Annotated in this window: 18 protein-coding genes; 12 read left to right on the top strand and 6 right to left on the bottom strand. The window is 60.1% G+C overall.

The annotated features are described in order from the left end of the window. Positions 1-69: 69 nt before the first annotated feature. The 4 genes from AC1DVH_RS06035 to AC1DVH_RS06020 all read right to left on the bottom strand — a co-directional run bounded on the left by AC1DVH_RS06035 (position 70) and on the right by AC1DVH_RS06020 (position 4,760). Positions 70-1,044: a serine/threonine protein kinase gene (locus AC1DVH_RS06035; RefSeq protein ID WP_477753023.1), complete on the bottom strand. Its 975-nt coding sequence runs from the start codon at positions 1,042-1,044 to the stop codon at positions 70-72. A 178-nt stretch (positions 1,045-1,222) separates the two neighbouring features. Continuing rightward, a complete protein-coding gene (locus AC1DVH_RS06030) occupies positions 1,223-3,124 on the bottom strand; it encodes a PhoX family protein (protein ID WP_477753022.1) in 1,902 nt (633 codons plus the stop codon). Between the two features lie 67 nt (positions 3,125-3,191). Further along, complete coding sequence (locus tag AC1DVH_RS06025) at positions 3,192-3,956, bottom strand: TOBE domain-containing protein (protein ID WP_477753021.1); 765 nt, start codon at positions 3,954-3,956, stop codon at positions 3,192-3,194. A gap of 63 nt (positions 3,957-4,019) precedes the next feature. Next, positions 4,020-4,760 (bottom strand): double zinc ribbon domain-containing protein, encoded by a 741-nt coding sequence (locus tag AC1DVH_RS06020; protein WP_477753020.1) that lies wholly within the window; start codon positions 4,758-4,760, stop codon positions 4,020-4,022. A 93-nt stretch (positions 4,761-4,853) separates the two neighbouring features. On the opposite strand from AC1DVH_RS06020, the gene bioB reads away from it, so the two are divergent. The 7 genes from bioB (at position 4,854) to AC1DVH_RS05985 (ending at position 11,970) form a co-directional block, all read left to right on the top strand. Next, complete coding sequence (bioB, locus tag AC1DVH_RS06015; RefSeq protein ID WP_095944924.1) at positions 4,854-5,909, top strand: biotin synthase BioB; 1,056 nt, start codon at positions 4,854-4,856, stop codon at positions 5,907-5,909. Positions 5,910-6,081: 172 nt separating this feature from the next. Further along, a complete protein-coding gene (gene bioF / locus AC1DVH_RS06010) occupies positions 6,082-7,260 on the top strand; it encodes an 8-amino-7-oxononanoate synthase (RefSeq protein WP_477753019.1) in 1,179 nt (392 codons plus the stop codon). Next, positions 7,253-7,984 carry an alpha/beta fold hydrolase gene (locus AC1DVH_RS06005; protein WP_477753018.1) on the top strand — a complete coding sequence of 244 codons (732 nt, stop codon included), beginning with the start codon at positions 7,253-7,255 and terminating at the stop codon, positions 7,982-7,984. Before bioF ends, AC1DVH_RS06005 begins: the two co-directional genes overlap by 8 nt. Beyond that, a complete protein-coding gene (gene bioC / locus AC1DVH_RS06000; RefSeq protein WP_477753017.1) occupies positions 7,977-8,789 on the top strand; it encodes a malonyl-ACP O-methyltransferase BioC in 813 nt (270 codons plus the stop codon). The genes AC1DVH_RS06005 and bioC overlap by 8 nt, the downstream gene beginning before the upstream one ends. Beyond that, positions 8,786-9,466 (top strand): dethiobiotin synthase, encoded by a 681-nt coding sequence (gene bioD, locus AC1DVH_RS05995; RefSeq protein ID WP_007982063.1) that lies wholly within the window; start codon positions 8,786-8,788, stop codon positions 9,464-9,466. The genes bioC and bioD overlap by 4 nt, the downstream gene beginning before the upstream one ends. Before the next feature lie 123 nt (positions 9,467-9,589). After that, positions 9,590-9,886, top strand: coding sequence for a pyrroloquinoline quinone biosynthesis protein PqqE (locus AC1DVH_RS05990; protein ID WP_477753016.1), 297 nt, complete (start codon positions 9,590-9,592; stop codon positions 9,884-9,886). A 278-nt stretch (positions 9,887-10,164) separates the two neighbouring features. After that, entirely contained in the window at positions 10,165-11,970 is a 1,806-nt protein-coding gene (locus AC1DVH_RS05985; RefSeq protein ID WP_008051571.1) for a phenylacyl-CoA dehydrogenase, read from the top strand. Positions 11,971-12,052: 82 nt separating this feature from the next. Here AC1DVH_RS05985 and AC1DVH_RS05980 read toward each other — a convergent pair whose 3' ends face one another. Then, positions 12,053-13,840 (bottom strand): hypothetical protein, encoded by a 1,788-nt coding sequence (locus AC1DVH_RS05980; RefSeq protein WP_477753015.1) that lies wholly within the window; start codon positions 13,838-13,840, stop codon positions 12,053-12,055. 1,109 nt (positions 13,841-14,949) lie between these two features. Between AC1DVH_RS05980 and AC1DVH_RS05975 the strand changes: the two genes are divergently transcribed. From AC1DVH_RS05975 to AC1DVH_RS05960, 4 genes are all read left to right on the top strand, one after another. Then, positions 14,950-17,109 (top strand): cytochrome-c peroxidase, encoded by a 2,160-nt coding sequence (locus AC1DVH_RS05975; protein ID WP_477753014.1) that lies wholly within the window; start codon positions 14,950-14,952, stop codon positions 17,107-17,109. Positions 17,110-17,279: 170 nt separating this feature from the next. Further along, positions 17,280-18,554 carry a GGDEF domain-containing protein gene (locus tag AC1DVH_RS05970; protein WP_477753041.1) on the top strand — a complete coding sequence of 425 codons (1,275 nt, stop codon included), beginning with the start codon at positions 17,280-17,282 and terminating at the stop codon, positions 18,552-18,554. Positions 18,555-18,639: 85 nt separating this feature from the next. Further along, on the top strand, positions 18,640-20,436 hold the full coding sequence (locus tag AC1DVH_RS05965) for an acyl-CoA dehydrogenase C-terminal domain-containing protein (protein ID WP_477753013.1): 1,797 nt from the start codon (positions 18,640-18,642) through the stop codon (positions 20,434-20,436). 213 nt (positions 20,437-20,649) lie between these two features. Next, positions 20,650-22,428, top strand: a complete 1,779-nt coding sequence (locus AC1DVH_RS05960) for an acyl-CoA dehydrogenase C-terminal domain-containing protein (protein ID WP_477753012.1) — start codon at positions 20,650-20,652, stop codon at positions 22,426-22,428. A 227-nt stretch (positions 22,429-22,655) separates the two neighbouring features. On the opposite strand, the gene AC1DVH_RS05955 is transcribed toward AC1DVH_RS05960, so the two are convergent. Then, the gene (locus tag AC1DVH_RS05955) at positions 22,656-23,585 is read right to left on the bottom strand and encodes a LysR family transcriptional regulator (protein WP_477753011.1); all 930 of its coding nucleotides are present in this window, start codon (positions 23,583-23,585) and stop codon (positions 22,656-22,658) included. A gap of 169 nt (positions 23,586-23,754) precedes the next feature. Here AC1DVH_RS05955 and AC1DVH_RS05950 point away from each other — a divergent pair. Next, on the top strand, positions 23,755-24,931 hold a 1,177-nt coding region (locus AC1DVH_RS05950), incomplete at its 3' end, for an aspartate aminotransferase family protein (protein WP_477753010.1).

Genomic DNA, 24,931 nt, shown 5'->3' with positions numbered 1-24,931 from the left:
GTGCTGTCTGGGTAAACGCGCTGCCCTTGCGTTTTTCGCGAGCAGGCTCGCTCCTACAGGGGGGGGTAGTCAGAAAAGTTTAAGCGGCTCTTCGTTAAGCGCAGCACATTGCTCACGCAACGCCAAAACCTGATCACCCCAATAACGCTCGGTGCCGAACCACGGAAAACTGCGGGGGAAGGCCGGGTCTTCCCAGCGGCGGGCGAGCCAGGCGCTGTAGTGCATCAGGCGCAAGGCGCGCAACGGTTCGATCAAGGCCAGTTCACGCGGGTCGAAGTCGTGGAATTCGTTGTAGCCATCCATCAGTTCCGACAACTGGCTCAGGCAATCCTGGCGATCGCCGGCGAGCATCATCCAGATGTCCTGTACTGCCGGACCCATACGACAGTCGTCGAGGTCGACGATATGGAACATCTCGTCGCGGCACATCATGTTGCCGGGGTGGCAGTCACCGTGCATGCGAATGTTCTGGTGTGGCGTGTTGCTGTAGGCATCTTCCACACGCTTGAGCAGATCGCGGGCCACCGACTCGTAGGCCGGCAGCAGGCTGCGGGGGATGAAGTTGCCGTCGAGCAACGTGGCCAGCGAGTCATGGCCGAAGTTTTTCACCGCCAGTGCTTCACGGTGCTCGAATGGTCGGGTCGAGCCGACCGCATGCAGGCGGCCGAGCAACTGGCCCAGGCGATACAGCTGGTCGAGGTTGCCCGGCTCCGGTGCGCGGCCGCCACGGCGGGGGAACAGGGTGAAACGGAAACCGTTGTGTTCGTGCAGGGTTTCACCGTTGTGGATCAACGGCGCCACGACCGGTACCTCGCAGTCGGCGAGTTCGGCGGTGAACTGGTGCTCTTCCAGAATCGCTTCGTTGCTCCAGCGTTGCGGCCGGTAGAACTTGGCGATCAGCGGCTCGGCGTCTTCGATACCGACCTGATAGACGCGGTTTTCGTAGCTGTTGAGCGCCAGGATGCGCGCGTCGCTGAGAAAGCCGATGCTTTCTACAGCATCGAGCACGAGGTCTGGTGTGAGGGTTTCAAACGGGTGGGCCATGCTGACTCCTGCGCGCAGCAGGCTGCTGCGTCCGGCCAGGCATGGTAGCGCAGACGGGCGCAGATAGGTGGTGACTGTGCTGACGCTTTCGCGGGCAAGCCCGCTCCTACAGGGGTATGCGCGGGTTTCAAGTCGGCGCAAATCCTGTGGGAGCGAGCTTGCTCGCGATGAGGACCTATCAGGCGCCGACGACTCCGCCATCCTCGCGGGTAATCGCCATCACCGAAGACCGCGGCTTGCCATTGGGCAGGTGCTCGGGGAAGGTCGAACCACCGTTTTCACCCGGGTGCTGGATCCCGACAAACAGGGTTTTCTGATCCGGTGAGAAGCTGATCCCCGTCACTTCACAACCTACCGGGCCAACCATGAAGCGGCGAATCTCGCCGGTTACCGGGTCGGCACAGAGCATCTGGTTGTTGCCCATGCCGGCAAAGTCTCCGGCGTTGCTCGAATCGCCGTCGGTGAGAATCCACAAGCGTCCGGCCTTGTCGAAGCCCAGCCCGTCCGGGCTGTTGAACATGTTCTGCGGCGTGATGTTCGACGATCCGCCTTTGGGTGTGCCGGCGTGAATACCCGGATTACCGGCGACGACGAACAGGTCCCAGGCAAAAGTTTTCGAGCCGTGATCGTCGCGCTCGGTGCGCCAGCGCAGGATCTGGCCGTAGACGTTCTTCTCGCGCGGGTTCGGCCCGCCCACCGGTTGCCCGTCTTCGCCGCGCTTGGCGTTGTTGGTCAGCGTGCAGTAAACCTGGCCATCCTTGGGGCTGACCACGATCCATTCCGGGCGGTCCATGCGCGTGGCTTTCACCACGCTGGCGGCGAGACGGGCGTGGATCAGCACTTGAGCCTGATCGGCAAAACCGCTGCTGGCGTCGATGCCGTTTTTACCGTGGGTCAGCTCGATCCATTCACCCTGGCCTTTCGGGTGATCGGCGTTGCCGTCCCCCGCATCGAAACGCGCCACGTACAGGGTGCCGTGATCGAGAATGTCGCGGTTGGCCTTGGGGTTTTTGTGGTYGATCTTGTCGCGGCTGACAAATTTGTAGATGAACTCGCCGCGTTCATCGTCGCCCATGTACACCACGGCRYGACCGTCGYYGGTTTCGGCCAGGGCRGCGTTTTCGTGTTTGAAGCGCCCCAGGGCCGTGCGTTTGACCGGTGTCGATTTCGGATCGAACGGATCGATCTCCACCACCCAGCCGTGACGGTTGAGTTCGTTGGGGTTCTTCGCCATGTCGAAGCGTTCGTCGTGCGGGTGCCAGTTGATCTCTTTGCTGGTGGCCACCACACCATAGCGTTTTTGCGCCGGGTCGAATTTCTGCTCGGCGTTGCTGCTGCCGAAGCAGTCGGTGAAGTTCTCTTCACAGGTCAGATAGGTGCCCCACGGTGTCTTGCCGTTGGCGCAGTTCTGGAACGTGCCCAGAACGTTCTTGCCGTGCGGATCGGCGCTGGTTTTCAGCAGGGCATGTCCGGCGGCCGGGCCGCTCAGGGTGATGGGTGCGTTGCCGTGARTGCGGCGGTTGTAGCGCGAACCCTGGACGAACTGCCATTGGCCGTTCTTGCGCTGCACTTCAATCACTGACACACCTTCGCAGGCCAGCGCCTTGCGCACTTCTTGTGCCGATTGCGGCATGCCGCCGTGAGCGTAGAGGTAGCGGTAGTTGGTGTATTCGTTGTTGATCGCCATCAGCGCCCGGTCTTTTTCGCCCGGAAATTCGAACAGGCTCATGCCGTCGTTGTTGTCGCCGAACTGGGCTTCCTGATGTTCGGCGCTGCCGTTGCCGCTCGGGTCGAACGCCGGGCCGTCCTTGTGCAAAGGCTGGCCCCAGCTGATCAGCACCGAGGACTTGTAGCCCGGCGGCAGGGTGATGGTGTCAGTGGCGGCGGCGGCAATACTGTCAAAGCCCAGCAGCTGGCTGTTACCGGCGCTGACGCTGGCAGCCATCACACTGCGGCTCAGCAGGTTGCCGCCGAGGAACATCGCGGCGCCGCACAGGGCACCTGCGCTGATGAAGCCGCGACGACTGAGGCCGACCATGGTTTCGAGGTCGGTGGACTGGTTTTCTTCTAATAGGCTCATTTCAGGCTCCCTGCGGATTTTGCAGACACCTTAATGGTGAGTAATGAACCTTTTGTTGCAGTTTTGCTTATAACGGTGTGCCCAGCAGAACCCTGGACGGCGAAAACTCCACGCGCACCGGTTTGCCGCAGGTCAACCGCGATGCTTGCAGATGACTCGGTTCGGCCAAGGCGCATAGGGTCAGACCGTTGGGCAGGGTGATGCGCACTTCGCTGGGGCCGTCGTCGGCGTCGAGAATTTTTTCGATGATGCCGCTGAGGCAATTGTTTCCAGGCGTTTCGACAGAGTCTATTTGCAGCACGTCGAGCCAACCGGCCTTGATCAATGCCACGACTTCGGTGCCGATTTGCAGTTCCAGGCGCTCGGTGCTGTCGTGGGTGATTTGCGCGGCGACGATCACGCCTTCGGCAACTTCGAGGCGAATCAGGTCGTTGCGCCCCTGAGGTTCGATCGCCATCACCTTGCCGTGCAACTGGTTGCGCGCGCTGGTGCGCAGCATCAGGCGCCCGAGCAGATCCAGATCGCTCGCGTCTTCAGCGGCTTCCAGCACCTGGGCCTGCAGGGCTTGCAGCTTCTGGTACAGCCGCAACACCCGCTCCCCCTCGTTGGACAGGCGCGCACCGCCGCCGCCCTTGCCGCCGACAATCCGCTCCACCAGAGGCTTCTGCGCCAGGTTGTTCAGCTCATCGATCGCATCCCAGGCGGCCTTGTAGCTCATGCCCGCGCTTTTAGCCGCGCGGGTGATCGAGCCTTGTTCGGCGATGTGCTGCAGCAGGGCGATGCGCTGCGGACGGCGGACAATGTGCTGGGACAACAAGGTTGGCAAAGACATGACAAGTCGCTTTGGGTGGTGACGATGGTGAGGACGTTGGCCGCTTGGGTCGCGCGAGTCAAGTCAGGGGGTCTCACCGGGTTTTGGTGTGCGGGCCAGGCAATAGACGTCGACCCTCGCCGCACCGGCGTCCATCAGCAGGCGAGCCAGGGCCTGGGCCGTGGCGTCGGTGGTCAGGACGTCGTCGATCAGGGCCAGGTGTTGGCCTTTGACGACGACGCCGGACGCCAGGGCAAAAGCGTTACGCAGGTTCTTTCGGCGGGCTTCGGCGTTCAAGGCCTGTTGGGCATCGGTGTCCTGGGTTCGTAGCAGCAGTCGTTCGTCGCAAGGGATATCGAGACTCGTACCCAGCCACTGAGCCAGCATCGCCGCCTGATTGAACCCTCGCTGGCGCAGGCGTCGGTTGGCCAGCGGCACCGGGATCAGTACATCGGGTCGCTGCAGATCGTCATCGAAGCGATGTTGCAGGTATTGAGCGAGAAGTTCGGCGAGCAGGCGGCCAAACGGCCACTTCGCGTTGTGTTTGAAGCGGGTGATCAGGCCGTCTACCGGGAAGCTGTAGGTCCAGGGGGCAATCACTTGTTCGAATGCCGGTGGCTGCTTCAAGCAATGGCCGCAGGTCAGTCCCGCCGCCGGGAGCGGCAGGGCGCAGGTCTGGCAGTGATCGCCGAGCCAGGGCAACTCGGTTTCGCAGGCCGTGCAGACAGGGTAGATGCCGTCGGCCGTTTCATCGCACAAAAGACATGTTTGATTGTTTTTTGACCAGATGTAAACCTGGCCTTCGTATCGCGGTTGACAGCGCATCGCTCTTCCTTAAATATGCCGAAACATCTGTGAAGCGGCTGTGACATTCCATTACCCAGCCGCATGCCAAAGCATAATTCAAAGGAAACGCCCATGAGCGCCAGCACCACTGCAACCCTGCGTCATGACTGGACTTTGGCCGAAGTCAAAGCACTCTTCGTTCAGCCATTCAACGACCTGTTGTTCCAGGCGCAGACGGTGCACCGTGCGCATTTCGACGCCAACCGCGTCCAGGTGTCGACCCTGTTGTCGATCAAAACCGGCGCTTGCCCGGAAGATTGCAAATATTGTCCGCAGTCCGGTCACTACAACACCGGCCTGGAAAAAGAAAAGCTGATGGAAGTGCAGAAGGTCCTCGAAGAGGCCGCCCGCGCCAAGGCCATCGGTTCGACCCGCTTCTGCATGGGCGCGGCGTGGAAGCACCCGTCGGCCAAGGACATGCCATACGTGCTGAAGATGGTCGAAGGTGTGAAAGCCCTGGGCCTGGAAACCTGCATGACCCTCGGTCGCCTGGATCAGGATCAGACCGAAGCGCTGGCCAAGGCCGGTCTCGACTACTACAACCACAACCTCGATACGTCGCCGGAGTTCTACGGCAGCATCATCACCACCCGCACCTACAGCGAGCGCCTGCAAACCCTGGCGTATGTACGTGAGTCGGGGATGAAGATCTGTTCCGGCGGCATTCTCGGCATGGGTGAGTCGCTGGACGACCGCGCCAATCTGCTGATCCAGCTGGCCAACCTGCCCGAGCATCCGGAGTCGGTGCCGATCAACATGCTGGTGAAAGTCGCCGGCACGCCGCTGGAAAATGCCGACGACGTCGACCCGTTCGACTTCATCCGCATGCTCGCCGTCGCGCGCATCCTGATGCCGCAATCCCACGTGCGCCTGTCCGCCGGCCGCGAAGCCATGAACGAACAGATGCAGGCCCTGGCGTTCTTCGCCGGTGCCAACTCGATTTTCTACGGCGAAAAACTGCTGACCACCGCGAACCCGCAGGCCGACAAGGACATGCAACTGTTCTCGCGTCTGGGCATCCTGCCGGAAGCTCGCGAAGAGCACGCCGACGAAGTGCATCAGGCGGCTATCGAACAGGCTCTGGTGGAGCAGAAGAGCAGCGAGCAGTTTTATAACGCGGCCGTCTGAAATTTGCTCCGGTTCCTCTGAGGGAATGCAACCCCCCTGTAGGAGCTAGCTTGCTCGCGAAGGCGTCAGGTCAGTCGACATGAATGTTGAATGTTAAGGCCTCATCGCGGGCAAGCCCGCTCCCACAGGGATCGTATTTACTTCGATTTTTATGATCTGACCCGAGGCCTGCATGTCTTTCGATCTCGCCGCACGCCTTGCTGCCCGTCGTGCCGAAAACCTCTATCGCCAGCGTCCGCTGCTCGAAAGCCCGCAGGGGCCGCAAGTGGTGGTCGATGGCCAGCCGTTGCTGGCGTTCTGTAGCAACGACTACCTGGGCCTGGCCAATCACCCGCAAGTGATCGAAGCCTGGCGCGCCGGCGCTTTGAAGTGGGGTGTGGGCGGAGGGGCGTCACATCTGGTCATCGGCCATAGCGCCCCGCACCATGCCCTGGAAGAAGCATTGGCCGACTTGACCGGTCGCCCTCGCGCGTTGCTGTTCACCACCGGCTACATGGCCAACCTCGGCGCGGTCACGGCGCTGGTGGGGCAGGGCGATACGGTGCTCGAAGACCGGCTCAATCATGCGTCGCTGCTCGACGCGGGGCTGCTGTCCGGCGCGCGGTTCAATCGTTATCTGCACAACGACCCGGTGAGCCTGGCCAAGCGCCTGGAAAAAGCCACCGGCAATACACTGGTGGTCACCGACGGCGTGTTCAGCATGGACGGCGATATCGCCGACTTGCCAGCGCTTGCCCGAGAGGCCAAAGCCAAAGGCGCCTGGTTGATGGTCGACGATGCCCATGGTTTTGGACCGCTGGGCGCCAACGGTGGCGGCATCGTCGAACATTTCGGTTTGAGCCAGGATGACGTTCCGGTGCTGGTCGGCACCCTCGGCAAAGCGTTCGGTACGGCGGGTGCCTTTGTGGCTGGCAGCGAAGAGCTGATCGAAAGCCTGATCCAGTTCGCCCGGCCCTACATCTACACCACCAGCCAGCCACCTGCGCTGGCTTGCGCCACGTTGAAAAGCCTGGAACTGCTGCGCAGTGAACACTGGCGCCGCGAGCATTTGCAGGCGCTGATCCGCCAGTTCCGCCACGGCGCCGAACAGATTGGCCTGGAACTCATGGACAGCTTCACGCCGATCCAGCCGATCATGATCGGCGACGCCGGGCGCGCGGTGCGCCTTTCGCAAATGCTGCGCGAACGCGGGTTGATGGTGACCGCAATTCGCCCGCCGACCGTACCCGCCGGCAGCGCCCGACTGCGGGTCACGCTGACGGCTGCCCACAGTGAGGCCCAGGTACAGCTATTGTTAAACGGACTGGCCGATTGTTTTCAACAACTGAAGCCGGAGCCAAGCCATGCGTGATCGTCTGATTCTGCTGCCCGGCTGGGGCCTTGGCGTTTCACCGCTGGAGCCTTTGGCGGCGGCCTTGCGAGGTCTGGATGAACATCTGCGCGTCGAGATCGAGCCATTGCCGGAGCTGGAGTCGAGCGATCTTGAAGAGTGGCTCGATGAGCTTGACTCGACCTTGCCGCAAGATGCCTGGCTTGGCGGTTGGTCGTTGGGCGGCATGCTCGCTTGCGAGTTGGCGGCCCGGCGTGGCGATCGCTGTTGTGGTGTTTTCACCCTGGCCAGCAATGTTTCTTTTGTCGCTCATGAACAATGGTCAAGCGCCATGTCCGGGGAAACCTTCGATGCGTTTCTGGCGGGATGTGCAGCCGATCCTCGTGCGACATTGAAACGCTTTTCATTGCTCTGCGCCCAAGGCGCCGAAGACCCGCGCGGATTGTCGCGGTTGTTGCTCGGTGGCGCACCGAACACCGTCGCGCCGGTGCTGCTCAGTGGTCTGCAAGTGCTCGCGCAACTGGATACACGACAGGCTTTGCAATCGTTCCGCGGTCCGCAACTGCATTTGTTCGCCGGCCTCGACGGGTTGGTGCCGGTGGAAGCGGCGGGCGAGTTGTTGGCATTGCTGCCGGATGTCGAAGTCGGTCTGATTGAACAGGCCGGTCACGCGTTTCTTCTGGAGGATCCCCACGGGGTAGCGGGGGCGATCCAGGCCTTTTTGCATGAGTCCGGCGATGACTGATTTATCTCTTCCCAAACTGCCCGGCGGCTTGCCTGACAAGCGCCAGGTAGCAGCCTCTTTCTCCCGTGCGGCGACAAGCTACGACAGCGTGGCCGAATTGCAACGTGATGTCGGTAGCCAATTGCTCAGGCGCCTGCCGCAGGGCTTCGTACCGCAGCGTTGGCTGGATCTGGGCTGTGGCACCGGGCATTTCAGTCGTGCGCTGGATGAGCAATTTGCGGGCAGTCACGGTGTGGCGCTGGACATTGCCGAAGGCATGCTCGACCACGCCCGGCCATTGGGCGGTGCCACGCACTTCGTGGCCGGCGATGCCGAGCGATTGCCACTGCAGGATTCGACCTGCGACCTGATCTTCTCCAGCCTGGCGGTGCAGTGGTGCGCGGACTTCGCCTCGGTGCTCGGTGAAGCCTTTCGGGTGCTGAAACCGGGTGGCATTTTCGCGTTTGCTAGTCTGTGTGCAGGGACATTGTTTGAATTGCGCGACAGCTGGCGGCAGGTCGACGGTATGGTGCACGTCAATCGCTTCCGGGAGTTTGGTGTGTATCAACAGCTGTGTGCAGCCAGTGGGTTACATGTCGTCAGTCTGCAAAATGAACCGCACGTGCTGCATTACCCGGATGTGCGCAGCCTGACCCATGAGCTCAAGGCGCTGGGCGCGCACAACCTCAATCCCGGTCGACCGGGTGGCTTGACCGGCCGGGCGCGGATTTTGGGTCTGATTGAGGCTTATGAGCAGTTTCGTCAGTCCCAGGGACTGCCGGCGACTTATCAAGTGGTGTACGCCGTATTGGAGAAACCCTTATGAGCGCAGCCTATTTCATCGCCGGCACGGATACCGATGTCGGTAAAACCACGGTCGCTGCGGGGCTGCTGCATGCGGCGCGTTCGGCGGGTTTGAGCACGGCGGCGGGCAAACCGGTCGCGTCCGGTTGCGATGTGACACCCAAGGGCCTGCGCAACGCCGATGCGCTGGCCTTGCTGGCGGAGTGTTCGCTGCCGCTGACGTATGCACAGGTCAACCCGGTGGCCTTTGAACCTGCGATTGCACCGCATCTGGCGGCTCGAGAGGCGGGCGTGGCGCTGACGGTGCAGTCGTTGCTGGCGCCGATGCGGCAGATTCTGGGCATGCAGGCGGACTTCACCCTGATCGAAGGCGCTGGCGGCTGGCGCGTGCCGTTGGCGGATCAGGACAATCTGTCGGATCTCGCCATCGCGTTGCAGTTGCCGGTGATTCTGGTGGTCGGCGTGCGACTGGGGTGTATCAGCCATGCCTTGCTGACCGCCGAAGCGATTGCCCGGGACGGTTTGCAACTGGCGGGATGGGTGGCCAACATCATCGACCCGAAAACCTCGCGGCTGGAAGAAAACCTGGCCACCCTTGCCGAGCGCCTCCCGGCACCGTGCCTGGGACGTGTACCTAAACTCAAGGCCGTCACGGCCGAAGCAGTGGCCGAGCACTTGCAACTGGACCTGTTGGACTGACGTTTTTGCAATGCGGCTTTTGCCTATGATAAGGCACTGTGCCATTAGTGTTTTTGTCGGGTGTTTTGCCGGCCACTCTGCTTCAATGGCCGCTGTTGATCCTTTGAAAGGACGAGTTTTCCCATGGAAATCTCAGGAAACACCGCTTTTTATGCAGGTTGGAGCACCCTTCAGGCAGGGCAGAACCGTGTCGATCAAGCCGCCGGGCAGATCGCCAACATGACGATCGAGCGATCGGTCACCAGCCAGTCCTCCGAGGCGCAGGTCGATCGTCTGCGATCGGTTGATCGCAGCCAGCAATCGGACCTGAGCAGCAACGTGGTCGAAATGGCCCAAGGCAAGATTCAGGCAGAGCTGGGCGTGAAAGTCGCCAAGGCAGCCGACGAAGTGCTCGGGACGTTGATCGATACCTACGCTTGATTCTTTAAAGAGTCCGCACCCTCCAGCGCCGCGCCTGTTCGCGGCGTTTTTCTGCGTAAGTCTTTCTTGCTCAACTAATCTTTTCAGTGTGGCGGGCTGCTTCGAAAGCGCGGCTGCGTTGTCGTGTGCCTGTGTGTCCAAACCTGCGATGACGAACGGCAAAAGATCGACGCTTGACAAGATTTGGGCGTAAACGTATGTTTCAAACAACTGTTTGATCGCAACAACAAATCAATGCGGTCGTTCATTCCCGGTTACATCAGCAGAGGTTTATCGCTATGCCTGACTACAAGGCCCCCTTGCGTGATATTCGCTTCGTTCGTGACGAGCTGCTCGGCTACGAAGCGCACTATCAGAGCCTTCCGGCTTGTGCCGACGCAACTCCGGACATGGTTGACGCCATTCTCGAGGAAGGCGCCAAGTTTTGTGAGCAGGTACTGGCTCCGCTGAACCGTGTGGGCGACATCGAGGGTTGCACCTGGAGCGAGTCCGGCGTCAAGACCCCGACTGGCTTCAAGGAAGCCTACAAGCAATTCGTCGAAGGTGGCTGGCCGAGCCTGGCTCATGACGTAGAGCACGGCGGCCAAGGCCTGCCGGAGTCCCTGGGTCTGGCGATCAGCGAAATGGTTGGCGAGTCCAACTGGTCGTGGGGCATGTACCCAGGCCTGTCGCACGGTGCGATGAACACCATCTCCGAGCACGGTACCCCTGAGCAGCAAGAGGCTTACCTGACCAAGCTGGTTTCCGGCGAGTGGACCGGCACCATGTGCCTGACCGAGCCGCACTGCGGCACCGACCTTGGCATGCTGCGCACCAAGGCCGAGCCTCAGGCCGACGGTTCCTACAAAGTCTCCGGCACCAAGATCTTCATCTCAGCCGGTGAACACGACATGGCCGATAACATCGTCCACATCGTACTGGCCCGCCTGCCGGATGCACCGGCCGGGACCAAAGGCATCTCCCTGTTTATCGTGCCGAAGTTCATGCCGAACGCTGATGGCTCGGTTGGCGCGCGTAATGCTGTGTCTTGCGGTTCCCTGGAACACAAGATGGGCATTCACGGCAACGCCACCTGCGTGATGAACTTCGACGGTGCCACCGGTTTTCTGATCGGCCCGGCGAACAAAGGCCTGAACTGCATGTTCACCTTCATGAACACCGCACGTCTGGGTACCGCACTGCAAGGTCTGGCCCACGCTGAAGTGGGTTTCCAGGGCGGCCTGAAATACGCTCGCGACCGTCTGCAAATGCGCTCGCTGACTGGCCCGAAAGCACCGGACAAAGCCGCTGACCCGATCATCGTCCACCCTGACGTGCGCCGCATGCTGTTGACCATGAAGGCATTCGCCGAAGGCAACCGTGCGATGGTTTACTTCACCGCCAAGCAAGTCGACATCGTCAAGTACGGTGTGGACGAGGAAGAGAAGAAGAAAGCCGACGCACTGCTGGCTTTCATGACGCCAATCGCCAAAGCCTTCATGACCGAAGTCGGTTTCGAATCGGCCAACCACGGCGTGCAGATCTACGGCGGCCACGGCTTCATCGCCGAGTGGGGCATGGAGCAGAACGTCCGCGACAGCCGCATCTCGATGCTGTACGAAGGCACCACTGGTATCCAGGCTCTCGACCTGCTGGGCCGAAAAGTGCTGATGACCCAAGGCGAGGCTCTGAAGGGCTTCACCAAGATCGTCCACAAGTTCTGCCAGACCAACGAAGGCAACGAAGCGGTTCAAGAGTTCGTCGCTCCGCTGGCTGCACTGAACAAGGAATGGGGCGAACTGACCATGAAGGTCGGCATGGCCGCCATGAAAGATCGCGAAGAAGTCGGCGCGGCCTCCGTGGACTACCTGATGTACTCCGGTTACGCCTGCCTGGCCTACTTCTGGGCTGACATGGCGCGCCTGGCTGCCGAGAAACTGGCTGCCGGCACTTCCGAAGAGGCGTTCTACACCGCCAAGCTGCAGACAGCGCGCTTCTACTTCCAGCGCATCCTGCCGCGTACCCGCACTCACGTCGCAACCATGCTGTCGGGCGCCAACAACCTGATGGACATGAAAGAAGAGAACTTCGACCTGGGCTACTAATAAGCCTTAACGCAGTCCTTCAAAAAAAACCGCCGCTTCCTCCGGGAGCGGCGGTTTTTTTTGCGCTGTGGTCAGGCCTTGCTCACCATGGCGTAGGGTCCAGAGGGCCGACGCCAGTCGGGGTGCCCACGCCTTCTCCGTTACGTATGAACGGCAGGTGCCAGAAGTCGTTCGGGACGACGGGATCGCCAGGCTTGACGCCTTCCGGAAAGATGAACTCGAACACCGGCGCCACATACTGTCCGGCAATCAGTCCATTGGCGACGGTCAGCCTGCCCGCGTTCTGGATGCAACTGTCCACGCCTGGCTGGGACAAGCTTAGCTGTGGAACGCAAAGTGACCGCGCAACGACGCGCAAGGTACGTGTCGGCTGGCTAAGTAGCCCGGTGGGCGCTTTGGTCGCGCGTAATCTGGCGCGTTGTGGCTGAGGGCCCGTGTTCTGTGTGGTAATACCGCCCGAGGCTCCCAGGCAACTGGCCGCAAGGCCCAGCCCAGAGTTGCATTCACCCGTCATCTCATAGGGTGTAATCCAGCGATTGGTTTGCACACCCGTCGATGGATTGACATCTATCAGATAGATGTCGACCGGGGTCTTGATGTCGGTGGTCGAGGCTTCAAGGAAAATCCGGTCCTGCGTCTCCTGGGCTACTCCGCTGATGGCCGTTGCGGCCGGGTCGGCCGTACCAATGCCAAATTCCCCGATAGCCAGGTAGCTGGGCTGCGAACCAGGCTGAGTGTAGATCCCGACATTCGCCTCGATCGTGTGTGCAGAGATGAAGTCCGGGAGGCCCGTTGTTGCTGACTTGAACAGAGTACCGGACCAGCTGATGAAGTCGCCGACTTCGAAGGGGGCCTGTTGTGTCGGGTCGGGGTCTGTCGCCGTGCGTGTAGCATCGCTGAATCTCTTCATGACGTACTGGCTGCAATAGACCTGCCCCACCGCTGGACCCGAGAGCTCTCCACTGGCCGGAGGCGTGACGCCGGCCTGGCTGAAGTTGCGGCAGTTGTTGGTCGTGGTCGGGGTGACCACTTGTGGTCGGTTTTTCTGTGGGCAGAGCGCATCGTCCCCGGAAATCGTGCGCGGCACGCACATCGGGTAGCCGGTGGCAGCATGGATGGTCGGGTTGGCATCATCGACGGAGAAGCGTGGGTCGGGGCTTTGGGCACGGCCAAAACGTCCAGTCGGATCGTTGATCTGAATGATCGTGGGTTGCGTCGGGTTCCCGCTGTCAACTTCGAGGTTGCCGTTGGTGTAGTCGATCCGGGTGATGACACCGCTGCCCGCATTGACTGATTGCTGGGAGACAAAGATCAGCCCGGCAATTTGCTTGTTGGAGACAGTATTACCCACCACATGGATCTCGAACGAGGGGTAGGCTGCCGGTGATTTTCCGAGCGCCAGGGTTCCACCCCTGACGAAGTCGGCCCAGGTCAGGGTATTGGCCGGCATCTGCATAACGGTGTTGCAAGGGACAACAATCGTGACGCCGTTCAACTGGACGGTCCCCCCAAAGCGGCCCGGGTCGCTGGTATTGGGGCAATTCGCATTGGTGGTGTCCAGGGTCATGTTTTGGATAAAACCGGTAACGTCAAACCCATGAATCGCAGTCGGGTTTGTAAAAATCGGATCGGGCAGTGTGGGTGTCGTGAACGGCGAGGGCAAACCCGGGGGCTTGGCAGTCCCGCCACCGCCGCCGCCACCGCCGCCACCGCCAGCTCCGTTTTTGGCAAATGCATCTCCACCACCACCAATGGCCAGTGCGACAGCGACGGCACTGGCGAGCAGAGCATGGCGACTGAAGATGCCGTTGAATCGCTTGTGAGGCAGCAGCGGTATGGCGAGCGTTTTTTCGAACAAAGATAAGCTCATGGCTCACTCCAGAATCTTGCAGGACCAATTGCCGGCCGATCGAGATCGCGGATCTGCTGATGCGCTGAATCCTGCGCAAGAAAAACGCAAAGCCGTGAGTGTCGAATTGGGGCTCGATCCGGAGGGATAAGTGCCTGTGTACGGTCGTCACTTGCCGTTCGGATGCTTTCACCYGCGTTGCGTTGGCCGGTTACGAACGCAAACGCGAGAGACATTTCCTTGAGCCTGAGGGGTACATAGCAGTAGTCGTGCCTGATTGGTTCAGTTGCCTTGTTAGCCAGCAAAAATGCGGGCTGCGCTGATGTTGGTGATATACATATAGTTATATGTTATGTGGTTAACACCGAAGTGGGTGGGGATATATGCCCAAGTTTGAGTGTTATTAAAGGCTCTAGTAAGTGTGTCTCCTTTAGTGGTAGTTGAGAAGTATTGTCTGTTAAATACTACTAAAGTCGCAGGTGTGCAAAGGGGGGAAGAGGGTGGAGAGAAAATAGTCGTGTATGGGAGGTATAAATGAAAAAACAATAGCTAACGCAGTGCAACTTGCGCACGAATGGATTTTATATGTCTGATGGATGTTTTTATTGGCTGGCGATGCGGGTCTACAGGTGTTTTTTTAAAGTGCTGCTTACACCGCGGTGTTTGGACCAGCAAATACTCTGCCAGCTTCAAAAAAAACGCAGTCTGGTTGCCTGATGCCCTTTAAATTCTGGCTTTTAGAGGTCGTCGCTGATCGCTTGGTGCGGGCTGATTGGGGAATGGCACCCAATAATGGGGTGAAGTTTAACCAGAACTGAGGAATAGTGCGCAGTTGCTGTTGTTATTGGTAGGTTTTCTTGATTTGGATTAAATAAAAATATAGAAAGTTTCATGTTTAATTTTTTTGTTGCGGCTAGAGTTGCATCAAGCGCTATCCAGTAGCGCGAAATGTCATTTTTTCAAAAGGCCTGAGCCACGAGAGTGCTTTGCCAGTTAAGTCTCGCTTTGTCCATGCAACTTCAAGTTGGTGTGGTTACTCGAGCGAGCAGCAAGATTCATGGCGATGAGCTCATCTCGCAACAGGGCAACCGCGGAGCCTGACTACTCCGTACTGAATCGGGAACGTCGTCATGTTTAAGTATTTGAGCCTCTTTCGAACCACCGGCTTGCCCCGTGCAATGGTGATGACACTCTTCGCCATTGGCCTGCYCGTCATGAACGTTTGGGCCGCCGACCCGGTCGAGGTCGTTCCGGCCGTACCGGAAGTGCCGGTCGTTCCGGACGTGCCCAGCCTGCAGTCGCTGCGCGGCATGACTCCACCCGACCCTTCAGGAACCGAAGGCGGGCGCAAGGTCGACCTGATGACCGACTACGTGCTCAATCGCTCGGCGGCAGTGCTCCTGGGCAAGGCACTGTTCTGGGACATGGAGATCGGCAGTGACGGCTCCACCGCTTGCGCATCCTGCCACTTCCACGCGGGTGTCGATCATCGCACCACCAACCAGATCAACCCGGGCCAGGCGAATACCAACGCGAACGTCTCGTCGATCTTCAACAAGCCGTTTACCGCGTCGGATATTCCGGGCGACGTGCCGAGCTACACCACCAGGTCCGGTGGCAAGGGCGGCCCGAACTACCTGCTGAAGAAAAGCGACTTCCCGACCCACGTGCTGGCCGATCCGCTGGATCGCAACTCGGCGATTGTCTATTCAAGCGATGATGTGATCGGCTCCCAAGGCGTGTTCGACGCCAACTTCGTCAAGCCCAATCAGTCGCGGTTCGACAAGTGCATTCAGCAACCGGACGGTATCTTCCAGGTGGGCGGTATCAATGTTCGCCGTAGCACCGGGCGTAACGCACCGACGGTGATCAACGCTGCGTTCAACGTGCGCAACTTCTGGGATGGCCGGGCCAACAACGTATTCAACGGTTTCTCACCGTTCGGCAATCGCGACCCTGACGCCGGGATTTTCGTGACCAGCGATCGCAGTGGCGTGGCGACCAAAGTCAGGCTGGCGCTCAAGGATGCTTCCGCCGCCTCGCAAGCGGTAGGGCCGCCCGGCAGCCCGGTGGAAATGTCCTGCGGCGGGCGTACCTTCGCCGACATCGGCCGGCGCATGCTCGACACCTTGATGCTCAAGCAGCAACGGATCTCGTCCACCGATTCGGTACTCGGGCCGATATCCGGTGGTCATCGGCCGACCTACCGTGAACTGATCAAGAACGCGTTCCAGCCGCGCCTGTGGAATGCCACGCAGCAGGTCTCGCTGGGCGGTGCGCCATACACCCAGATGGAGGCGAACTTCCCGCTGTTCTTCGGGCTGGCGATCCAGATGTATGAATCCACGCTGATCTCGGACCAGGCGCCGCTGGATGCCTATTTACAGGGCGATCACACAGCCATGAATAACCAGCAGGTCCAAGGCATGGAACTTTTCCTGGGCAAGGGTAAGTGCATCAGTTGCCACGGCGGCGCGGAATTGACCAACGCCGGCAGCCGTTTGCTGTTCCATCCTCAGGAACGGATCGAACGCATGGTCATGGCCGACAACCTGATCACGCTGTATGACAACGGCTTCTACAACACCGGGGTGCGTCCAACGTCGGAGGACCTGGCGCTCGGTGGCTCGGATGCGTGGGGCAATCCGTTGTCTTTCACCCGTGAGTACAACACCGTACTCCAGGGCGGCCAGATCCCTGACCCACTGGAAGTCGATGTGTGCACCTTCGAAGCGCCTTTGAGCCCCGCCATCCCTTGTGACGCGACGCTCAAGCCCAATGTCGGTTTCCGCGATGCGGTCGATGGCGCCTTCRAGACACCGACCTTGCGCAATATCGCGTTGACCGGGCCGTATTTCCACAACGGCAGTCGCGCAACGCTGCAACAGGTGATGGAGTTCTACAACCGCGGCGGCGACCGGCGTGGCGAAGATGCCAGCAACACCAGCGGCTTTGAGCATCCGGCGGTCAATCAGCACAACGGCTCCAATCTTGATCCGGACATCACCCGTCTGAGCCTGGCCCCGGATGAAGTGGATGCACTGGTCAAGTTCATGGAAGTCGGGCTGACCGATCCACGGGTCGCGTGGGAACGGGCGCCGTTTGACCATCCGTCGCTGGTGCTGGCACAGGGTGAAAAGGGTGATGAAAATTCCGTCGGGCAAAAACCGGCGAGTCCGAAGATTACTACCCGGCAAGCGAAGGATGCCGAAATCGAGCTCAGACCGATCGGTGCTGAAGGTCGCACAGCGCTGGAAGGGCCGCTGCAACCGTTCAACAACGACCTGTAACCGTATTGCCCCTTGCGTCACTGGCGGCCGATGGACGCCAGTGACGACCTTTTACAAATACCTCAGTATTTCACTCAGCAAATCGGGTTTTCTGCCGTTAAAGGGGGTGGGCACATTGCCATCTATTGATCTGACGGGTCGGAGCTTTACCCTTGCTGCGTTCTTCCGCTATGCGTTTCAGCCATTTCCTGCCGTCATTACTGCTGTTGCTGGCGGGGCTTGCGGCTGCATACATCAAGGATCTGAACGTCTTCTTCACCTCGTTGTTCAACGTGCTGCCCACCCTGGTGCTGTTGCTCGGTGGTGCCTATTGCGCGGTGTACCGACGCCAGCGTGAACTGTTTCTGATGGTCACGGTGTACATCGCCTACTTCCTGCTCGACACCCAGACTGACTATTACCGCGACAACGGCAAGGTGCGTGACGATGCCGCCGTGGTCTTTCATTTGTGTTGCCTGCTGCTGCCGCTGCTGTTTGGCATCTTCGCGGCGTGGCAGGAGCGTACCCATCTGTTCCAGGACATGGTGGCGCGTTTCGCAGTATTGCTGGCGGTGGGCAGCGTGACGCTGGGGCTTGAGCAAAGCTATCCGCACGCGCTGCTGATCTGGCTGTCGGAGATTCGCTGGCCTGCCTTGCATGGCGCCTGGATGAGCCTGATCCAGTTGTCCTATCCGGTGTTCATTGCTGCGTTCCTGCTGCTGGCCTGGCAATACTGGCGCAACCCGCGACCGCTGCATGCCGCGCAATTGGTGGGGCTACTCGGGTTGTTCTGGATGTTGCCGAAAACCTTCATCCTGCCGTTCACGCTGAACATCATGTGCAGCCAGGTGATGCTGATGATCGCCGCTGCCGTTGCCCACGAAGCCTATCAAATGGCCTTCCGCGACGAACTGACCGGACTGCCGGGCCGTCGTGCGCTGAATGAACGCATGCACCGGTTGGGGCGCAACTACGTGTTGGCCATGAGCGACGTCGACCACTTCAAGAAATTCAACGACACCCACGGCCACGACGTCGGTGACCAAGTGCTACGGCTGGTGGCCAGCAAGCTGTCGAAAATCGGCGGTGGCGGTAAGGCGTATCGCTATGGCGGCGAGGAATTTGCCCTGGTGTTTGCAGGCAAGACCCTCGAAGAGTGCCTGCCGCACCTGGAAGTCCTCCGCGAGTCCATCGCCACTTACAACATTCAACTGCGCAATCAGGAAAATCGCCCGCAGGACGATCATCAGGGGCGCCAGCGGCGTGCCGGTTCCGGGGCATCGAGTGTGTCGGTGACGGTCAGTATCGGCGTTGCCGAGCGGATCGATCAACGCGCCCCGGAAGAGGTGCTCAAGTCCGCTGACCAGGCGCTCTACAACGCCAAGGGCGCGGGGCGCAACTGCGTGATGGCGTTCGGGCAGAACCGCCGTGGCGCCGTGCGCATGGACGCCGCTACGGTTGAGTGATGATGGCGCATTCAGCGAGCGCAAAGTGATTGTGAGGCGTGGTCGGCAGCAGTAGGTTGGAGAAATCTGCCGACGGAGAATGACCATGCCCGAGTACAAAGCTCCCTTGCGCGACATGCGCTTTCTGATCGACCACGTCTTCGACTTTCACAGTAACTACGCCACGCTGGGAGCCACCGATGCCAGCCCGGACATGGTCAATGCGATCCTCGAAGAAGGGGCGAAGTTCTGCGAAAACGTGCTGTCGCCGCTCAATCGCAGCGGCGATGAAGAAGGCTGCCATTTCGACAACGGCGTGGTCACCACGCCGGCGGGCTTCAAGCAGGCATTCGCCCAATATGTCGAGGGCGGCTGGCATGGCCTGGCGGCGGATCCGCTTTACGGCGGTCAAGGGTTGCCGATCTCTCTGGGCCTGGYGATCAGCGAGATGGTGGGTTCCAGCAACACCTCATGGGGCATGTACCCCGGCCTGACCCACGGAGCCATGTCGGCGATCCACGCCCATGGCACCGAGGCGCAGAAGCAGACCTATTTGAAGAAGCTTACCGCTGGCCAATGGACCGGCACCATGTGCCTGACCGAAGCCCATTGCGGCACCGACCTGGGCATCATCAAGACTCGCGCCGTGCCTGCGGCTGATGGCAGCTATGCGATCTCCGGCAGCAAGATATTCATCTCCGCCGGCGAGCACGACATGAGCGCCAACATCATTCACCTGGTGCTGGCCAAGTTGCCGGACGCGCCGGCCGGGACCAAAGGCATTTCGCTGTTCATCGTGCCCAAGTTCCTGCCTGATGCGTCGGGCGAAGCGGGCGAGCGCAACGGTGTGTCCTGCGGCTCGATCGAACACAAGATGGGCATCAAGGCCTCGGCTACCTGCGTGCTGAATTTCGACGAGGCCAAGGGCTTCCTGATCGGTGAGCCGAACAAGGRCCTCAACTGCATGTTCACCATGATGAACCACGCGCGGCTGGGCACTGGCATGCAAGGGCTGTGTCTGGGGGAGGCGAGCTTCCAGGGCGCGATCAAATACGCCAACGACCGTTTGCAGATGCGCGCGCTGACCGGCCCGAAAGCCCCGGAAAAAGCCGCCGACCCGATCATCGTGCACCCTGATGTGCGGCGGATGTTGCTGACCATGAAAGCCTTCAACGAGGGCAACCGCGCGCTGACCTACTTCACCGCGCAGTTGCTCGACGTTGCACACCTGAGCGCGGACGAAACGGCGCGTCAGGATGCCGAAGACCTGCTGGCGTTCCTCACACCGATCTGCAAAGCCTTCATGACCGACACCGGGCTGGAGGTGACCAACCACGGCATGCAGGTGTTTGGCGGCCACGGGTTCATTCGCGAATGGGGTATGGAGCAACTGGTACGCGACTGCCGGATCGCGCCGATCTATGAGGGCACCAACGGCATTCAGGCGCTGGACTTGCTCGGGCGTAAGGTACTCGGCAGCCAGGGCAAGCTGCTGCGCGGTTTCACCAAAATCGTCCACAAGTTCTGCGCGGCGAACGCCGAGCACCCACAACTGGCCGGGTACGTGGCGCAGCTCAATCAACTGAACCAGCAGTGGGGTGAATTGACCACCAGGGTCGGCATGGCGGCGATGAAGAACCCTGACGAAGTCGGTGCCGCGTCGGTGGATTACCTGATGTACAGCGGTTACATCATCCTCGGCTACCTGTGGTTGCGCATGGCGCTGGTGGCTCAGGCGCAACTCGATGCTGGAAGCGACGATGGCGATTTCTGCCGGGGCAAACTGGCGACCAGCGAGTTTTACTTCAAGCGTCTGTTGCCACGCACTGCCGCTCATCGGGCGGCTATAGAGGCGGGTAGCGATTGCCTTATGCAACTGCCAGCGGAGTTGTTCGCGCTTTAATTAATTTTCAATCCTTAAAAGATCGCAGCCTTCGGCAGCTCCTACCTTAATTGGCGTAGGAGCTGCCGGAGGCTGCGATCTTTTTGGCGTGACTAAAAATAACAAAAACGTCACAGACTGACCCTATGTGTCGCAAAAGTTGTTGAGGTACACTCCGACCCAACGAAAACACTCTTCCTGTGAATTACCTGTATAGATCTTGCGAGGTTTGCCATGGCTGACTACAAAGCGCCCCTGCGCGATATGCGCTTCGTCCTCAATGAAGTTTTCGAGGTCGCCAAACTCTGGGCCGAACTGCCTGCACTGGCTGAAACCATCGATGCAGAAACGCTCGAAGCCATCCTGGAAGAAGCCGGCAAAGTCACCAGTAAAAGCATCGCACCGCTGAGCCGTGCCGCTGACGAAGAAGGTTGCCATTGGGCGGACGGTGCCGTCACCACGCCGGCAGGTTTCCCACAGGCCTATCAGACCTATGCTGAAGGCGGCTGGGTCGGTGTCGGTGGCGATCCGTCCTACGGCGGCATGGGCATGCCCAAAGCCGTTTCGGCCCAAGTCGAAGAAATGGTCAACTCCGCCAGCCTGTCATTCGGTCTGTATCCGATGCTGACCGCCGGCGCTTGCCTGTCGATCAACGCCCACGCCAGCGAAGCGCTGAAAGCCGCGTACCTGCCGAACATGTACGCCGGCATCTGGGCCGGTTCCATGTGCCTGACCGAGCCACACGCTGGTACTGACCTTGGGATCATCCGTACCAAGGCCGAGCCTCAGGCCGACGGTTCCTACAAGGTCAGCGGCACCAAGATCTTCATCACCGGTGGCGAACACGACCTGACCGAAAACATCATCCATCTGGTGCTGGCCAAGCTGCCGGATGCACCGGCGGGGCCGAAAGGCATTTCGCTGTTCCTGGTACCCAAGTTCATGGTCAATGCCGATGGCAGCCTGGGCGCGCGCAACCCGGCCAACTGCGGTTCGATCGAGCACAAGATGGGCATCCAGGCGTCCGCGACCTGCGTGATGAACTTCGATGAAGCCGTGGGTTACCTGGTCGGCGAGCCAAACAAAGGCCTGGCGGCGATGTTCACCATGATGAACTACGAGCGACTGGGCGTCGGTATCCAGGGCCTGGCCACTGGCGAGCGTTCGTACCAGAACGCCGTGGAATACGCCCGTGACCGTCTGCAAAGCCGTGCGCCAACTGGCGCGCAGAACAAGGACAAAGTGGCTGACCCGATCATCGTCCACCCGGACGTGCGTCGCATGCTGCTGACCATGAAGGCCTCGAACGAAGGTGGTCGTGCGTTCTCCACCTACGTGGCGATGCAACTGGACACCGCCAAGTTCAGCGAAGATGCCGCCACCCGCAAGCGTGCGGAAGACCTGGTTGCGTTGCTCACCCCGGTGGCCAAGGCGTTCCTGACTGACCTCGGCCTGGAAACCACCGTACACGGCCAGCAAGTCTTTGGCGGCCACGGTTACATCCGTGAGTGGGGCCAGGAGCAACTGGTGCGCGACGTGCGCATCACCCAGATCTATGAAGGCACCAACGGCATTCAGGCACTGGACCTGGTCGGGCGCAAGATCGTGGGTAGCGGCGGGGCGTTCTACAACCTGTTCGCCGACGAGATTCGTCACTTCACGGCGACCGCCAGCACGGACCTCGCCGAGTTCACCAAGCCACTGAACGACGCAGTGACCACCCTCGATGAACTGACCGCGTGGTTGCTTGACCGTGCGAAGAGCAATCCGAACGAAATCGGCGCGGCGTCGGTCGAGTATCTGCAGGTTTTCGGTTACGTGGCGTACGCCTACATGTGGGCTCTGATGGCCAAGGCGGCTTTCGGCAAGGAAGCGCAAGACGATTTCTATGCCAGCAAACTGGGCACGGCGCGGTTCTATTTTGCCCGCCTGCTGCCGCGCATTCACTCCTTGAGCGCGTCGGTGAAGGCCGGTAGCGAATCGTTGTTCCTGCTGGATGCAGGACAATTCTGATGAAGTAACGTTATGTAAGCATTCTCTTACATAACGTGCTGCTGTTCTCCCATAGATACAAATTGGATCCACAGCTAATCTACTTCTCATGGACGTAGCGCAGGAAGCGCAAAGCAACAACAGGGACACGTAGGATTCTGCCAGGACGGCGGAGTGAAATGGATGTCAGGGAAACAGTCTGCAAAGCCCCGCTTCGGCGGGGTTTTCTTTTGCCCAAAGAAAAGTTTCTAGCCCCGCCCATCCAGAGCCTGCGCGCTGTTCAAGCGCCCATCCGGGCCGTTTATCACCTCTTCCAGCAATGTCCGCAGCAAAGCCAGCGAGGCCTGCTGCCGTTGCACATCCCGACACACCAAACCGACTTTCAGCGGCACTCGTGGTTCGCTCAGGGGTTTCCACAGCAGTTCGTGGTTGCCATGAATCTTTTGCGAGCGTCCGGGCAGCACCGTCGCCAGGCGCGTGTGCGGCAGGCTGTCGAGGATGCCGGCCATGTTGTTCAGTTCGGCTTGCACCTGTGGGCGACGTCCCAGGCTTGTCAGCTGTGCCTGCCAGATCTGCCTGATCTGAAATTCCTCGCCCAGCAGCAACATCGGCAGTTCGGCGGCCTGACTCATGGACACTTTCTTGAATTCACGCAGCGGATGCTCTGCCGGGATGACCAGTGTCAGTTCATCTTCGTACAGCATCACGCCATGCAAGCCAGGCTGGCGGGGCGGCAGGTAGCCGATGCCGATATCCAGAGAACCGTTGAGCAGTCGCCGCTCGATTTCCAGCCCGGTCAGTTCATAGATCTGCACCACCAGATGCGGCTGCGCCTTGCGCACCCGTTCGAGCATCTGCGGAACGAGGCTGGTATGCACCGTCTGCAATACACCGATGGCCAGGGTGCGTAGCGCCTGACCTTTGAAGTTGCCGAGCGCTTCCCGTGCCCGTTGCAGGCCATCGAGCAAAGGCAGGGCGTGGTTGTACAGCGTGTGGGCCGCGAGGGTCGGCAACAGGCGCTTGCTGCTGCGCTCGAACAGGCCCACATCGAGGTTTTGCTCGAGGTGGCGGATTTGCTGGGACAGCGCCGGCTGGGAGATGGACAGGCGCTCGGCGGCCCGGCCCACGTGGCCTTCTTCATAGACCGCGACGAAATAACGCAGTTGTTTGAAATCCATAAGTAATACTTATCGAAAATGCTGGGAAATCGAAATGGCTGAACACCTCGCCTGAGCCTAGTCTAACCGCATTTACAGGGCTTACAGGGCCACAGAGCGCGATGAATACCCTTTGCTTCGATGGTATTTACATAGGTAAGGCAAAAAACCTCATCAGAGGTTTTTTCAGATGAATCTGTTCAGTCTGCGCCGCAGTCCTCCCAGTCTTGATGATCTGGTCATGGACGCCTCCCTGCCATCCCAAGGCGATAACCTTTCCAGCGAGTACTTGATGCCCAGTGTCGAGCGGCCGAAACAGGTGTTTGTGCGTGGCCAGGGTTCATGGTTGTGGGACAGCGATGACCGTGCGTACCTGGATTTTTCCCAGGGCGGCGGGGCCAACAGCCTTGGTCATAGTCCTTCGGTTCTGGTCAACGCAATCACTGCACAGGCTCAGTCGCTGATCAATCCGGGTTTCGGCCTGCACAACCGCGGCATGCTCAGCCTCGCCGAACGTTTGTGTGCCAGCACCGGCAGTGATCAGGCCTACCTGCTCAATACCGGCAGCGAAGCCTGTGAGGCGGCGATCAAACTGGCGCGCAAATGGGGGCAACAGCATCGCGGCGGTGCGTCGCGAATCATTGTGGCCAACAACGGTTGCCATGGCCGCAGCATGGGGACGATTTCTGCGTCGGACAGTTCGACACTGACCAACCGATTCGAGCCGCAATTGCCAGGCTTCAGTCGTGTTCCTTTCAATGACCTGCCAGCGTTGCATGCGGCCGTGGATGAACGGACCGTAGCGATCATGCTCGAGCCGATCCAGAACGAAGCCGGCGTGATCCCGGCCACCGCGCACTACCTCAAGGGCGTCGAACGCTTGTGCCGTGAACTCGGCATTTTGCTGATCTTCGACGAAGTGCAAACCGGCATCGGCCGTTGTGGCACCTTGCTCGCGGAACAGATCTTCGGTGTAACGGCGGATATCGTCGTGCTCGGCAAAGGGTTGGGCGGCGGCGTGCCATTGGCCGCGCTGCTGGCGCGGGGCAAGGCTTGCTGTTTCGACATTGGCGAGGTGACAGGCACTCATCACGGTAATGCGTTGATGGCCGCGGCGGGACTCTCGGTGCTCGATACCGTGCAAGACAAGGCTTTCCTCAAGCACGTCGCAGAAGCCGGTCAACACCTGCGTGAAGGCTTGGAGCGGTTGGCCAATCGTTACGATCACGGCGAGTTGCGCGGACAAGGGCTGCTTTGGGGGCTGACGCTGTCGGACGATTCCGCTGACGCGGTGGTCAAGGCCGCACTGTACGAAGGCTTGCTGCTCAATGCCCCGCAACCCGACTGCCTGCGCTTTACCCCAGCGC

Source organism: Pseudomonas sp. P4_C3, assembly GCF_056402075.1.
This window is presented reverse-complemented; position numbering and strand designations above follow the sequence as displayed.